This is a genomic window from Pararhizobium sp. LjRoot235, from assembly GCF_964254145.1.
Lineage (GTDB): Bacteria > Pseudomonadota > Alphaproteobacteria > Rhizobiales > Rhizobiaceae > Pararhizobium.
In genome coordinates, this window is record NZ_CAXUSP020000001.1 from 3,738,975 (window position 1) to 3,752,177 (window position 13,203).

Consider the following 13,203-nt stretch of genomic DNA (forward strand, 5'->3'; position numbering starts at 1 on the left):
GGCCGGATGGAACGACATTTGATCGGGCAATGCAATAAGCGACCAAAAAAATTTGTCCAATTGGAAAATTCTTCCGGATGCGATAAAAAGGACGCTGTGCACGGCTTTCTTTTCGCCGCCGTCCGTCAAACGAATCGATTTCGTTTCACCGTCAATGTCAATCCCAAGTTACACGGATAGCGATCAGGCTTCCGTCATGGCATGAGCCTTTTGTGGGGCGGGAGGACTGCCAAGCCGAAGTCTGCAGGCGGGGATAGACGAAGCGACCAAACGCAGCCCTCCCTCTTCCCGCCGGTCTCCCGATCGTGATGCGTCAAAACCGCCGGCAACCGCCTTTTCCGCTGAACTACTGGTTGCTTAAAGTGATCCGCGCGGTACACTTCTATTGCGGGATACTGGGGACGACGGCGTCGTGGCAACCCTTTTGAAAAACCACCGGCGATACCACTTCGACAGCGATTTGGAGAAAGCTCTCAATCGGGTCGATTTCTTTCGAATTTTCCACGCGATGTCGCTGCGTTTCGGCTTCGACCATTTCGGCATCCTGCAGCTCGGAAACGAAGGCGATGCCTGCATGCTGTCGAACCGGCTTGTACTGCATGATCTGCCGTCAGGCCTCGCGGAGGAGTATGACAAGCGTCATCGCTTCGCCGATTCCGCCGCCTCCAAGAGCCTCCATGCCTCAACCATTCCGTCCGTATGGAAAGCCGACGACCCCCTCGGCCAAGGCAGCAACCTGGTGGACCAGCTCGGTTTCGAAATGCTGGTCTGCGTGCCGGTGACCGGCCTGAACGGCGCGCGTTACGCGGTGCTGTTTCTCGGCGATTGTGAGGACATAGACCAGCAGGCGCATTTCGAGCTCTGTTATGATGCGATCTGTGCGTTCGACTATCTTTACCGGCTGGTTCTCTCCAACAAGGCGGGCTTGGGCCTGACGCCAAGGGAAACGGAAATACTGCGCTGGATCTCGCATGGCAAAACTGCAAGTGAGATTGCCCTGATCGTCTCCGTCTCCGAACACACGGTCAACTCGCACACGGCGACGATCCTGAAGAAACTCGATGTGGTCAACCGAACCCAGATGGTAGCCAAGGCGATACGGGAGCAGATCATACAGTGATATCCAGATCGCAACCAAAGAAGGGCCTACCGCCACTCTTCTTCATCAGCCATTCCATCAAGCCGAACAGCAGATCATCATGACAGAACCGATTCACATCTTGCTCGTTGACGATGATCCGGTCGAGAACCTGATCATGCGAGGCTTGATTAAAAGGGTTTCGAGCGCAGAAATCCGTCTGCATTATTGCGAGACGATCGACGCGGCCCTCGACTTCATCAAATCCGGGAAGCCCGTATCCATGGTACTGATCGACAACCGGCTGCAGCCGCAGGCGGATTTTCGCGAAACCGTGCCGGTCATACGCCAACAGGGTTTCATCGGCCCGATCGGGGTGATTTCCTCGTCCCTCGCCGACCCCTATTTTCAGAAATTCGAGGAGTATGGGGCCGATTTCCGTATCGACAAGGCGGAACTCGATCCGACCGCGATCGAGTTCATCCTCAGGGAATATGTGACACCGAAATAGGGCCAGCAAAAAGCCCGGATAAACCGGGCTTTGATAATTCCGACAGAGTTAGCCTCAAGCGGCCATCAAGCGGCCGTTTTCGGATGTGTGATCTGATCGAGGCCGAGCAGGAAGTTGATCTGTGGCCGGGCCTTCACCAGGTCGTCGATCGAATATTGCTGCAGCACCTCGAAGAACGCATTCAGCGCCTTGCGCAAGGCCGTGTTCAGGCCGCAGCTATCGACGAGCGGACAATCGATCTCACCCGCCTCGAAACATTCCGCCATGGAAAAGCTGTCTTCGGTCACCTTGACGATGTCGAAGAGGCTGATCTCGGCGGCGGGCTTCGGCAGGCGTACACCGCCGTTACGGCCCCTGACCGTCTCGACAAGGCCGGCCTTGTTGAGTGGCTGCAGAATCTTGAATAGAAAGAGTTCGGATACGCCATAAGCCCTGGCGATTTCCGGAATGCGGCTCAAATGGCCATCATTGGCAGCGCAATACATAAGCATGCGGACTGCGTAGTTCGTTTGCTTCGTCAGGCGCATTCTTTGCTCCAAGCTTTAAATTTCTGCACCCCCCGGTTCAAGCGAACCGCAGAGCCCTACCGGTACGTCGAAAATCACAATCTATGGCGGCGACTCTGCCGGTGATTTCATGACTGTAATCCTCATATAGAACGGATGACAGTTTGGAACAATTCCAAAAAGCAGAAAATCATCTCAATGTGATCATCATCAGTTTCTTATGGGCTGCCCACCCCCGCCCCACAAAGATGAGAGGCTTGGTAAGTGAACGCGAACATTCCTGTGCCACCCTAATTCGCGACCTGCTCCTGACGCAACTTCGCCTGGTAATCGAGGATCGCCTTCTTGCGAGTTCATCAGTGAGCGTTCCCTCCGGTTGCGCGAAGGCATTCGGACCGATCGCGCCACCTTCCCGGGAGTTCAACCCATAGGCCCAGGCGATCACAACGAAAAAGGGCCTCCGAGAGGAGGCCCAATTTGCGGAAGATGAGGAAGAAGCTTATTTCATCGTCGGCATGACGAATTCGGCATCGTCCTTGACACCCGACGGCCAGCGGCTCGTGACCGTCTTGGTGCGGGTCCAGAACTTGATCGAGTCCGTGCCGTGCTGGTTGAGGTCCCCGAAGGAGGAGGACTTCCAGCCGCCGAAGGAGTGGTAGGCGAGCGGAACCGGGATCGGAACGTTGACGCCGACCATGCCGATATTGATGCGGCTTGCGAAATCGCGGGCCGCATCGCCGTCGCGGGTGTAGATCGCGACACCATTGCCGTATTCATGCTTCATCGGCAGGTCGAGGGCTTCCTCGTAGTTCTTGGCGCGAACGACGGAGAGAACCGGCCCGAAGATCTCGGTCTTGTAGATGTCCATCTCCGGCGTCACGTGATCGAACAGGCAGCCGCCGATGAAATGGCCATTTTCATAGCCCTGCAGCTTGAAATCGCGACCGTCGACGACGAGCTTGGCGCCTTGTTCGACACCCTTGTTGATCAATCCCAGAATGCGCTCATGGGCTTCCTTGGTGACGACCGGACCCAAATCGGCCTTCTCGTCGGTATAAGGACCGATGCGCAGGCTTTCAACCATGGGGGTCAGCTTGGCGATCAGGCGGTTGGCGGTTTCCTCGCCGACCGGGACGGCGACCGAGATCGCCATGCAGCGCTCGCCGGCGGAACCGTAGCCCGCACCCATCAGGGCATTGGCGGCCTGGTCTAGATCGGCATCCGGCATAATGACCATGTGGTTCTTGGCGCCGCCGAAGCACTGGGCGCGCTTGCCGTTCATCGCAGCCGTGCCATAGACGTAGCGGGCGATCGGCGTCGAGCCGACGAAGGAAACGGCGGAAATATCCGGATGGGTGAGGATCGCGTCAACCGCGCCCTTGTCGCCATTGACGACATTGAGGACACCTGCCGGCAGACCCGCTTCGATCATCAGTTCGGCAAGGCGGACAGGTACGGACGGATCACGCTCGGACGGCTTCAGGATGAAGGCGTTGCCGCAGGCGATCGCCGGCGCGAACATCCACATGGGGATCATGGCAGGGAAGTTGAACGGCGTGATGCCCGCGCCGATGCCAACGGCCTGGCGGATCGAATACATGTCGATGTTCGGGCCGGCGCCTTCGGTGAACTCGCTCTTGGCGAGATGCGGAATGCCGATGACGAACTCGCAGACTTCCAGGCCGCGGATAACGTCACCCTTGGCGTCCTCGATGGTCTTGCCATGCTCCTTGGAAAGCATTTCAGCCAGTTCGTTCATGTTCTCGTTCAGAAGCTGAACGAACTTCATGAAGACGCGGGCGCGGCGTTGCGGGTTGGTCGCGGCCCACTTTGGCTGTGCAGCCTTGGCATTCTGCACGGCTGCAGCCACTTCCGCGTCGCTTGCAAGCGCCACGGTGGCCTGAACTTCGCCGGTTGCCGGATTATAGACGTTGCTCGTGCGGCCGCTGGTACCGGCAATGCGCCTGCCGCCAATGAAATGACCAATCTCATACATGGGTGATCCTCCTGATCTTGATTATGCCGAGAGTGTCGCACTACAATATACACAAATCAATGCGCGATATTCAGGAACCGTTGTGCAGGAATTAAAGCTCGATGCAGGCGGATCGTGCTGTAAGCGCGCAATAACCTCAACAACATAGGGTGTCGATCAAATGGCGACAGCAGGCAGTGAGAGAATGGCGAGAATGGCGGAACTCGACATAGAACCCGACAAGCTCGAAGCCTATTGTCGGCTGCTCAGCGAAGAAATCGAGGCTTCCGTCGCGCTGGAACCGGGCGTCCTGATGCTGCACGCCGTCGCGCTGAAGGATGAGCCAGGAAAGATTCGTATCCTGGAAGTCTACGCCAACCAGCGGGACTACGAGGCGCATCTGCAGACGCCCCATTTTCTCAGATATAAGAAGCTGACCGCCGGCATGGTCAGGTCGCTGACGCTTGTTGACGTCGCTCCCATCGCCATGCGCGCGAAGCCGGCCACCTTTGCCGCATCGTGAAAACCGAGGGAACAGATGAACTGGGATGACGTGCGCATGTTCCTGGCCGTGGCCCGAACCGGCCAGATCCTCGCCGCCTCGAAGCGACTCGGCGTCAATCACGCGACATTAAGCAGGCGGGTGACGGCGCTGGAAGAATCGTTGAAGTCGCGGCTTCTGATCCGCCGCACGAATGGCTGCGAGTTGACGGCCGAAGGCGAGATCTTCGTGCACGCCGCCGAGCGGATGGAAACCGAAATGCTGGCCGCGCAGGCGCAGATCGGCCGCATCGACACGGCGATCGCCGGAACGGTGCGCGTCGGCGCGCCGGACGGTTTCGGCGTCTCCTTCCTCGCGCCGCGCCTTGGCCGGCTGACGGCGCGTTTTCCGGAACTGCGTATCCAACTCGTGCCTATCCCGCGGTCTTTTTCGCTGTCGCAACGCGAGGCCGACATCGCCATCACGCTGGAGCGGCCGGAACAGGGCCGGCTGATTTCCTCGAAACTGACCGACTACACGCTCGGGCTCTACGCCTCGCAGGAGTATCTGGCGGCCAATGGAATAATTGAAACCATCGAGGACCTGAAGAGCCACCGCCGCATCGGTTATGTCGAGGACCTTATCTTCACGGCCTCGCTCAATTTCACCGGCGAAGTGATGCGCAGCTGGGACGCAGCCTTCGAGATTTCCAGCGCAATGGGCCAGACCGAGGCGGTGCGCTCCAGCGCCGGGATCGGCATCCTGCACAATTACATCGCCCGCCAATATCCCGAGTTGATCCGCATCCTGCCCGACACGACGATCAGAAGGGCTTACTGGACAACCTACCACGAAAGTGCCCGCGATCTCGTCCGCGTCCGCACAGTAGCCGATTTCCTTCAGGAACTGGTGACCGCGGAACATCACATTTTTGTTTGAACATGCAAGTGCCCGCGCGGACGCGACAGAGCAGGATACCGGGCGGGCCACGACCGAATCTTTGAAATGCCGGAGGGATGTCTTGCAGACGAGATACCCTACTCGGCAGCCATTGCCCTCGGCGGTTCCAGTTCTTCAATCGTTTCTACATGGTTGCCTTCCTCCGTTGGCTTGATCCGGAACCACACAGCGTACAGCGCGGGCAGGAAGAGGAGGATCATGACTGTGCCCGCCGCCGTTCCGCCAATCAGGGTGTAGGCCATCGATCCCCAAAACACCGAGTGGGTCAACGGTATGAAGGCCAGGACCGCTGCGAGCGCGGTCAGGATGACAGGGCGTGTCCGCTGCACAGTCGCCTCGATCACAGCGTGATAGTCATCGAGACCGGCCGCCTGATTTTCCTTGATTTGCTCTGTCAGGATCAGCGTGTTGCGCATGAGGATACCCGCCAATCCAATCAACCCGAGAATGGCATTGAAGCCGAAGGGCTGATTGAACAGGAGCAACGTTGGTACCACTCCGGCAAGTCCAAGGGGTGCGGTCAGCATCACCATCGTCATCGTCGACAGACTGCGAACCTGCAGGATGATGACGATCAACGTTGCCGCGATCATAAGCGGGAAGACCTGGACGAGTGCGACATTGGCTTTGAGGGACTCTTCGATATTGCCACCCATCTCGATCCGGTATCCGACGGGAAGCGATGCGATCAGCGGCTGAAGTGCCTTCATGACCTGCTGTGAAACCTCAGGTGGTTGCGTCGCCTCGTTGATATCGGAGCGTATCGTGATCACCGGCATTCGATCGCGACGTTTCAGGATCGGTTCCTCAAAACGGATCTCGGAATGCCCGATCTGATCGAGTGGAACCTGACGGCCGTTCCTGCTCATCAGCGAAAAGTCGGCGAGCCGTGACGGATCGAGACGGTTTTCGCCAGCACTTCGTGCGACGACAGGGACATTACGGATGTTGTCGCGCACCTGGGTGACTGGGATGCCGCTCAGCAGCAACTGCATCTGCTGGGCTGCTTCCGAGGGTGACAGACCGATCAGATTGAGCCGCCCCTGATCGGGGACGAAGCGTAGCACCGGGGTGCGGTTACCCCAATCCCGGTTGGCCTGCCGGACATCGGGCACACCTTTCATAATTGCCAGGGCCTGCTCGGAAATCTTGTAGAGTTCGTCCTGATCCGGTCCCATGATCCGAAACTCGACCGGGAAAGGTGTGTACGGCCCGAATACTAGCTGCGTTACGCGCACGGACGCCTCGGGAACAAGCCCATCCGAAACGGCGGCACGAAGGCGGTGCTTCAATGCCTCGCGAGCATGGGCATCGGGCGTCAGCACAACGACTTTGGCGAAGGCAGGGTCGGGCAATTCGGGCGCCATGGCGAAGAAGAAGCGCGGCGCACCCTGCCCTACATAGCTGGTGACGATTTTGGTTTCCGGCTGGGTTTGCAGCCAGTCTTCGACTTTCTCCACTGCGGCTGTCGTGGTTTCGATGCTCGTGCCCTCAGGCATGCGAACTTCGACCAACACCTCGGGCCGATCCGACGTTGGGAAGAACTGTTGTTTTACGCCTCCCATCCCGACGACCGAGACAGCCATCGTGATGCCGACCACGGCGCAGGTCATGAATTTATGGCGAACCGCAAACTCGATGAGCGAGCGCAGGCGACGGTAGTTCGGCGTATCATAGATGGCGTGGTGTCCGCCCTCGACCGGTTTGATGTCAGGCAGCATCTTCACACCGAGGTACGGCGTAAAGATCACCGCAACAAACCAGGAAACGATCAGCGCGAAGCCCACGACCCAGAAAATGTTGCCAGCGTATTCACCTGCAGTCGATCTTGCAAAGCCAACGGGCATCAGCCCAATGATTGTCACGAGTGTGCCGGACAGCATCGGCGCCGCAGTATGGCTCCAGGCATAAGCGGCCGCCTTAACGCGGTCCATGCCCTCCTCCATCTTCACCACCATCACCTCGATCGCGATGATGGCGTCGTCGACGAGAAGGCCCAGCGCAAGGATCAACGCGCCGAGCGTGATGCGATCGAAGAACCGGCCGGTTTCCAGCATGATGAGGAAGACGACGGCCAGCGTCAGCGGCACAGCAAGCGCAACCACGATGCCGACGCGCCACCCCAGTGCGACCAAACTGACGAACAGCACAACACCGAGCGCCATGGCGAACTTGAGCATGAATTCACCGACCGCCTCGTCGATGTTGACGGCTTGATCGCTGACTTTGGCAAGCGTCATGCCCAGCGGCAGTGTCTCAGCAATCGCGGCGGAACGCGCCTCAAGCGCCTTGCCGAGCTCAAGGCCATTCCAACCCGATTGCATCACTGCACCCAGCATGACTGTCGGCTCGCCCTGATGGCGGATGATGTAGGTTGCGGGATCCTGATAACCGCGCCGCACCTCCGCCAGATCGGAGAGCTTTAGCGTCCGTCCGCCCGCCACGATCGGCGTATCGGCGATTGCCTGCACGCTGTTATAAGCGCCGTCGAAACGGATGAAGACCTGTGGCCCACGCGTGTCTATCGAGCCTGCCGGCGTGACCGTGTTCTGTCTTTGCAAGGCTGCGGCGATATCCTGGGCCGATATTCCGAGCGTTGCCAGCTTGGCATAGGAAAATTCGACGAAGATCTGTTCGGGGCGTTCTCCGAGAATGTTGATTTTTTTGACCCCCGGCACATGCAGGAGATCCTGACGGATGACCTCCGCTTGTCGCACCAGGTCGCGCATCGGCATCCCCTTCGCCTTCAGTGCGTAAAGGCCGAAGCTCACATCGGAGTATTCATCATTGACAAAGGGGCCCATGACGCCGGGCGGGAGATTTCGGGTTTCGTCGCCGAGCTTTTTGCGAGCCTGATAGAACTCTTCTGCGACGGCGCTCGCCGGAGTATTATCCTTCAGTGTCACGGTGAGGAAGGCATAGCCTGGCCGCGTCGTTGTTTCGACACGGTCGTACCAGGTGAGTTCCTGAATGCGCTTCTCAAGGGGCTCGGCGACAAGATCCTGCATTTCACGCGCTGTGGCACCCGGCCAGACTGAAGTGACCGTCATAGTTTTGATAGTGAAGGAGGGATCTTCGGCGCGTCCCAGCTTGACGAAGGCGTAGACGCCCGCAGCGGCCAGCAGAACGATAAAGAATAAGGTAACGGCGCGTTCGCGAACCGCGATGGCGGAAAGATTGAAGCTCATTACTTTGTCACCTCGTCCTGCACTGAGGTCCTGACTGCCGCGCCATTTTCAAGTAGATGCGCGCCCAGAGCGACAACTTGCTCACCGATTCCAATTCCGGTGACAAACGCCGTCTCTTCACCGATCCGTTTGATCTCGACAGGAAAAAAGTTCACCGTCGACGTGGCGCGATCGACAACCCACACGCCTGTCTTGCTACCGTCGTCCAGGATCGCGCCGACTGGTACGGCGACCTCCGACTGCCGATCCGCGTCCAGGATTTTTATCGTCACCGTCGAGCCGAGCGGAGCAGATGCGGCGGCGCCATCGAGGACATAACGTGCCTCGTAAGTACGTGTTTGGGGATCAGCAGCATCGGAGATCTGTCGCAAGCGGACCTTTCCGCTGAGACCGCCGCCTCCATAGACACTGGCCTGTGCTTCGGACCCTATGTCGGGCCGCAGAGTCTCAGGTAGCCAGACGACAGCTTCACGGGGCCCAGACTGCGCGAGTTGAACGACAGTTTGGCCCGCAGCCACGACCTGTCCGGAATCTCCAAGAGTATCGACAACTGTTCCATCCGAATTTGCAACAAGGACGGTATATGTGGCTGCGTTTTCGGCAACCTTGGCGTCAGCTTCGGCCGCGGCAAGTTGTGCCGAGGCCGTGTCGAGAGCCGCCTTTGCCTGTTCATAGCGCTGTGGAGTGGCAGCCAATCCGTTTTTCACCAGGGCTGCGTAGCGTTTCTCATCCGCCTCTGCCTGGATCAGGACGGCACGGGCTGCGGCAACCGTATTGCGCTTCGCTGTCAGAGCGAGTTGGAGATCGGTTTCATCGATGCGCATCAGGGCCTGGCCTTGTCTGACCTCTTGGCCCACATCCACCATCCGCTGGACGATCTTGCCCGGAACCCGAAACCCAAGGTTGCTCTGTACCCGCGAAGCGACCGTGCCGGTAAATGATCGCTCCGCCGTTTCAGTCTTCGTCGCCTCTGCCACCCTTACCAGTGGTGAAGCAGTCCTTGGGTCTGCAGCCTCGGCTTCCCGTTTAGTGGTTTCGAAAACGAGGAGAAAGGCGGCGGCCCCCGCCGCTGCCACGAGACCCACGAAAGCCAGGACATGTTTGCGTTTCATTTTAAGTTCTCTTCTTGACCAGCGACCTGGATGATTTAGATTGCGATCTAACTCTATTTGCGCTATAGATGTCAAATGAAATCTAATCGGAGACCAATATGAGAGTGAGCCGAGCACAGGCCGAGGAAAATCGGGAAACGGTGATCAACGTCGCCAGTCGTCTGTTTCGAGAGCATGGCTTCGATGGTATTGGCCTGAAGGATCTGATGAAGGGTGCCGGCCTTACACAAGGTGGGTTCTATAAGCAGTTCTCGTCCAAGGACGATCTTGCCGCCCAGGCATCCAGGCGCGCAATGGAAAGTGCTACACGCAGGTGGTCGACCGCGGCAGCGACAAGCTCTGATCCACTTGAGGCGGTCATGGAGTTCTACCTCTCACCGGGCCATCGTGGAGAAAAGGCCGACGGTTGCCCTTTGGTGGCATTGGGGTCGGACGCGGCGCGGCAAAGTGAGGAGGTCAGGCGCCCGTTTGAGGATGGGGTCCGAGCTCATTTTGAGGTCCTGCATGAGCTGGTGGACGGCGTCAAGAGTTCCAATCCCAGCCACAAGGCAATGGCTATACTATCTCTCATGGTGGGCGCCGTCATGCTATCCCGCATCATGCAGGACGAGGATCTGTCGCAAGGCATCCTCGACGCAGCCGCTGGCGAAGTCAGGCGCATTGCGCGCGGTGAAGGTGTCGCCTGAAGGCTATCGCAGGATTCGATGACCTGATGCGGTGAGGGCCCGAGTTGAGCTGCTGCCAGAATGTGCGGGCAACAGCCTCTTTTAAACCCTTGCGCAAACTGCATGTTTTGAGAACGGGCACTGGCCGCATCGTCGGCCGGCACTGTTGAGGCTTGCCTATTTTTAATGAGAAGACAGGTGGAAAATAGATGCGTCGTATCGTTGTAACAGGAATGGGCGCTGTAAGTCCCCTTGGAGCGAATGTCGGTATCTCCTGGTCGCGCCTCCTCGCGGGTCAGAGCGGCATCCGGCGACTGGGGGACGATGTCGTCGGTGACCTCCCGTCGAAAATAGGGGGAGTGGTCCCTTCAATCGCTGAAGACCTCGAAGGAGGCTTCGATCCGGATAGGGTCCTGGCTCCGAAGGATCAACGCAAGGTCGACCGGTTCATCCTCTTCGCACTGGCGGCAGCTGAAGAGGCGCTCGCCCAGGCGAGCTGGAAGCCAATTTCCAATGATGACCGGCTGCGAACCGCGACAATCATCGCTTCGGGCATCGGCGGCTTTCCAGCGATAACCGAAGCGGTTCGCACCGTCGATCAACGCGGTGTCCGTCGTCTTTCGCCCTTCACCGTGCCGTCGTTTCTCGTCAACCTCGCAGCGGGACAAGTCTCGATCCGCTATGGCTTCAAAGGCCCCCTCGGCGCACCGGTAACTGCGTGCGCTGCCGGTGTTCAGGCGATCGGCGATGCCGCCAGGCTTATCCGATCCAATGAAGCCGACATTGCTATCTGCGGCGGAACAGAAGCCTGCATGAATATCGTCAGTCTCGGTGGCTTTGCCGCCGCGCGGTCGCTGTCGACCGGCTTCAACGAAACGCCGAGCCGGGCATCGCGTCCCTTCGATATGTCGCGCGACGGGTTCGTCATGGGCGAGGGAGCGGGTGTGTTGGTCATCGAAGCGTTGAGCCATGCGTTTGCTCGCGGTGCCACGCCGCTTGCCGAACTGGTCGGATACGGTACGACAGCCGACGCCCATCACATCACCTCCGGTCCCGAAGACGGAAACGGCGCGCGCAGAGCCATGGAAATCGCCATCGCGCAGGCTGGTATCGCTCCGCTTGAGATCGGTCATCTGAACGCACACGCGACCTCGACGCCGGTCGGCGATCTCGGTGAAATCAGGGCTATCAAGAGTGTGTTCGGTTCCGACAAGACCGTTGCAGTCAGCGGGACGAAGTCAGCAACGGGACACCTGCTCGGCGCGGCCGGAGGGCTGGAAGCTATCTTCACGATTTTGGCGCTCAGCAACCAGATCGCACCACCGACCTTGAACCTGAATGCTCCGGATCCGGAAGCCGCCGGTATCGATTTCGTCGCGAACGAAGCGCGACACGTAGACGCTGAATACGCCATATCGAATGGCTTCGGTTTTGGCGGGGTCAATGCCAGCGCACTCTTCCGGCGCTGGACAGAAGGGGGCGCTGGTCGCTCACCCTCCGTTAGCTGATGCTAATTTTCGCGCCCACAACAATGTCAGATTGTGCCGCTGCTAAGGAGGTCGGGCCGCTATGACCTACAATGGTTACCTCCGCAAAACATCATGAGCTAACGCCAAAGATCGCAGCAGGTTGGACCAGCAAACCTACCTCAGACTTCCTGAAGCTGGCATTGAGGCTGAACGATTCCGGCCGCGCGGGATAGAAGTCTTGGTGCCGGCGCGCCGTGCAAATCGCGGCGCACTCTCGAATCTTGCAGATGACCATGCTGAGATCGGCTCGGTATCATACCGTCGGCCCTATCCGGGAATCAGTTCGAAACCAATTCTGTGGACAAACGCAGGCTTTATCGGGGCTACGGCGATTGGTATGGTGACGGTATCGCTCGTCGGAGGGGATGTAAAACTAGGGCTTTGTGGCTTCCCTAGAGTTTCTTAAGGTACTGATTTTCCGAAGAAGAAAATGGTACGGTTGGGGGGTCTCGAACCTCCGACCTCAGGTGCCACAAACCTGCGCTCTAACCAACTGAGCTACAACCGCACATTAAGACAGACACACGAACCATCGTCCGGTGCCGCTTTCCGGGTCAAATACGGGCAGTGCGTATTTTTTGCAAGACATAACTTGCCGTTTGATGTGAAAAAACCGGGTGAACGGGTCACCCGGTTTCCGTGATGGGGGCTCAACCGGCTAACCGGCGCCGGCCAAATCAGTTTTTCTTGAAGCCGGAGATGACCTTCTCGGCGGCGTCCTTGCCGGGCTTCGCGACGTTCTCGGCAACCTTGCGGGTGGCTTCCTGCATCGACTTGGCCTGCTCGACGGCAAGCTCGGCCTGCTTGCGGAGGAAGGCGGTCTGCAGTTCGAAGAATTCGGAAACGGACTTGACGCCGAGCAGCGATTCCAGATGCGAGAGCGAGTTCTCGGCATTGGTGCGCAGGGCTTCGATCGCCTTGAGGCCGAGTTCGACCGTGCCGGACTGGGCGCTTTCGAGCGTTGCTTCAACGGTCTTCGTCGCGTCCTCGGCGGCGGTCTTCACCTTCACATAGGCTTCCTTCGACTGGGCGGCACCCTTTTCCGCGAAATCGCGGAAGGTTTCGGTCACCTTGGTCGGGTCGAATGCAGCCAGCGAAAAGGCATCGTCTGTTTTCTTGGTAGCCATGATATGCGCTCCTTGGTTTGGGCCCTCTCCTGAGGCACCCGCGTTGAGATGATGTCTATATAGGCGATTTC

At 58.5% G+C, this 13,203-nt stretch carries 11 protein-coding genes and 1 tRNA gene; 6 read left to right on the forward strand and 6 right to left on the reverse strand.

Features of this window, described 5'->3' with window-relative positions; all coding sequences use genetic code 11:
• The first annotated feature begins 412 nt into the window (after nucleotides 1-412).
• On the forward strand, nucleotides 413-1,120 hold the full coding sequence (locus ACSQ2Z_RS18415) for a helix-turn-helix domain-containing protein (protein WP_436082531.1): 708 nt from the start codon (nucleotides 413-415) through the stop codon (nucleotides 1,118-1,120).
• 79 nt (nucleotides 1,121-1,199) lie between these two features.
• Nucleotides 1,200-1,589, forward strand: coding sequence for a response regulator (locus ACSQ2Z_RS18420; protein ID WP_436082532.1), 390 nt, complete (start codon nucleotides 1,200-1,202; stop codon nucleotides 1,587-1,589).
• A gap of 65 nt (nucleotides 1,590-1,654) precedes the next feature.
• On the opposite strand, the gene rirA is transcribed toward ACSQ2Z_RS18420, so the two are convergent.
• Together rirA and ACSQ2Z_RS18430 are read right to left on the reverse strand one after the other, a co-directional pair.
• A complete protein-coding gene (gene rirA, locus ACSQ2Z_RS18425) occupies nucleotides 1,655-2,116 on the reverse strand; it encodes an iron-responsive transcriptional regulator RirA (protein ID WP_436082533.1) in 462 nt (153 codons plus the stop codon).
• 478 nt (nucleotides 2,117-2,594) lie between these two features.
• Entirely contained in the window at nucleotides 2,595-4,091 is a 1,497-nt protein-coding gene (locus tag ACSQ2Z_RS18430) for a CoA-acylating methylmalonate-semialdehyde dehydrogenase (RefSeq protein ID WP_436082534.1), read from the reverse strand.
• A 184-nt stretch (nucleotides 4,092-4,275) separates the two neighbouring features.
• Here ACSQ2Z_RS18430 and ACSQ2Z_RS18435 point away from each other — a divergent pair, with 184 nt between their 5' ends.
• Nucleotides 4,276-4,593 (forward strand): putative quinol monooxygenase, encoded by a 318-nt coding sequence (locus ACSQ2Z_RS18435; RefSeq protein WP_436082535.1) that lies wholly within the window; start codon nucleotides 4,276-4,278, stop codon nucleotides 4,591-4,593.
• A gap of 15 nt (nucleotides 4,594-4,608) precedes the next feature.
• Nucleotides 4,609-5,490 carry a LysR family transcriptional regulator gene (locus ACSQ2Z_RS18440; RefSeq protein ID WP_436082536.1) on the forward strand — a complete coding sequence of 294 codons (882 nt, stop codon included), beginning with the start codon at nucleotides 4,609-4,611 and terminating at the stop codon, nucleotides 5,488-5,490.
• Nucleotides 5,491-5,588: 98 nt separating this feature from the next.
• Here ACSQ2Z_RS18440 and ACSQ2Z_RS18445 read toward each other — a convergent pair whose 3' ends face one another.
• The gene (locus ACSQ2Z_RS18445) at nucleotides 5,589-8,699 is read right to left on the reverse strand and encodes an efflux RND transporter permease subunit (RefSeq protein ID WP_436082537.1); all 3,111 of its coding nucleotides are present in this window, start codon (nucleotides 8,697-8,699) and stop codon (nucleotides 5,589-5,591) included.
• A complete protein-coding gene (locus ACSQ2Z_RS18450; RefSeq protein WP_436083120.1) occupies nucleotides 8,699-9,811 on the reverse strand; it encodes an efflux RND transporter periplasmic adaptor subunit in 1,113 nt (370 codons plus the stop codon). The genes ACSQ2Z_RS18445 and ACSQ2Z_RS18450 overlap by 1 nt, the downstream gene beginning before the upstream one ends.
• A gap of 98 nt (nucleotides 9,812-9,909) precedes the next feature.
• Between ACSQ2Z_RS18450 and ACSQ2Z_RS18455 the strand changes: the two genes are divergently transcribed.
• Both ACSQ2Z_RS18455 and fabF read left to right on the forward strand, forming a co-directional pair.
• Nucleotides 9,910-10,497, forward strand: a complete 588-nt coding sequence (locus tag ACSQ2Z_RS18455; protein ID WP_436082538.1) for a TetR/AcrR family transcriptional regulator — start codon at nucleotides 9,910-9,912, stop codon at nucleotides 10,495-10,497.
• A gap of 188 nt (nucleotides 10,498-10,685) precedes the next feature.
• On the forward strand, nucleotides 10,686-11,984 hold the full coding sequence (gene fabF / locus ACSQ2Z_RS18460; protein WP_436082539.1) for a beta-ketoacyl-ACP synthase II: 1,299 nt from the start codon (nucleotides 10,686-10,688) through the stop codon (nucleotides 11,982-11,984).
• A 452-nt stretch (nucleotides 11,985-12,436) separates the two neighbouring features.
• On the opposite strand, the gene ACSQ2Z_RS18465 is transcribed toward fabF, so the two are convergent.
• Nucleotides 12,437-12,513: transfer RNA gene (locus ACSQ2Z_RS18465), tRNA-His, on the reverse strand.
• 169 nt (nucleotides 12,514-12,682) lie between these two features.
• Entirely contained in the window at nucleotides 12,683-13,132 is a 450-nt protein-coding gene (locus tag ACSQ2Z_RS18470) for a phasin (RefSeq protein WP_436082540.1), read from the reverse strand.
• Between the last annotated feature and the right edge of the window lie 71 nt (nucleotides 13,133-13,203).

What these genes read in the sequence shown, in the direction of transcription:
- ACSQ2Z_RS18430 (WP_436082534.1), bottom strand. Translation starts at nt 4,091, where the DNA reads ATGTATGAGATTGGTCATTTCATTGGCGGCAGGCGCATTGCCGGTACC.
- ACSQ2Z_RS18435 (WP_436082535.1), top strand. Translation starts at nt 4,276, where the DNA reads ATGGCGAGAATGGCGGAACTCGACATAGAACCCGACAAGCTCGAAGCC.
- ACSQ2Z_RS18445 (WP_436082537.1), bottom strand. Translation starts at nt 8,699, where the DNA reads ATGAGCTTCAATCTTTCCGCCATCGCGGTTCGCGAACGCGCCGTTACC.
- ACSQ2Z_RS18420 (WP_436082532.1), top strand. Translation starts at nt 1,200, where the DNA reads ATGACAGAACCGATTCACATCTTGCTCGTTGACGATGATCCGGTCGAG.
- fabF (WP_436082539.1), top strand. Translation starts at nt 10,686, where the DNA reads ATGCGTCGTATCGTTGTAACAGGAATGGGCGCTGTAAGTCCCCTTGGA.
- ACSQ2Z_RS18450 (WP_436083120.1), bottom strand. Translation starts at nt 9,811, where the DNA reads ATGAAACGCAAACATGTCCTGGCTTTCGTGGGTCTCGTGGCAGCGGCG.
- rirA (WP_436082533.1), bottom strand. Translation starts at nt 2,116, where the DNA reads ATGCGCCTGACGAAGCAAACGAACTACGCAGTCCGCATGCTTATGTAT.
- ACSQ2Z_RS18440 (WP_436082536.1), top strand. Translation starts at nt 4,609, where the DNA reads ATGAACTGGGATGACGTGCGCATGTTCCTGGCCGTGGCCCGAACCGGC.
- ACSQ2Z_RS18455 (WP_436082538.1), top strand. Translation starts at nt 9,910, where the DNA reads ATGAGAGTGAGCCGAGCACAGGCCGAGGAAAATCGGGAAACGGTGATC.
- ACSQ2Z_RS18470 (WP_436082540.1), bottom strand. Translation starts at nt 13,132, where the DNA reads ATGGCTACCAAGAAAACAGACGATGCCTTTTCGCTGGCTGCATTCGAC.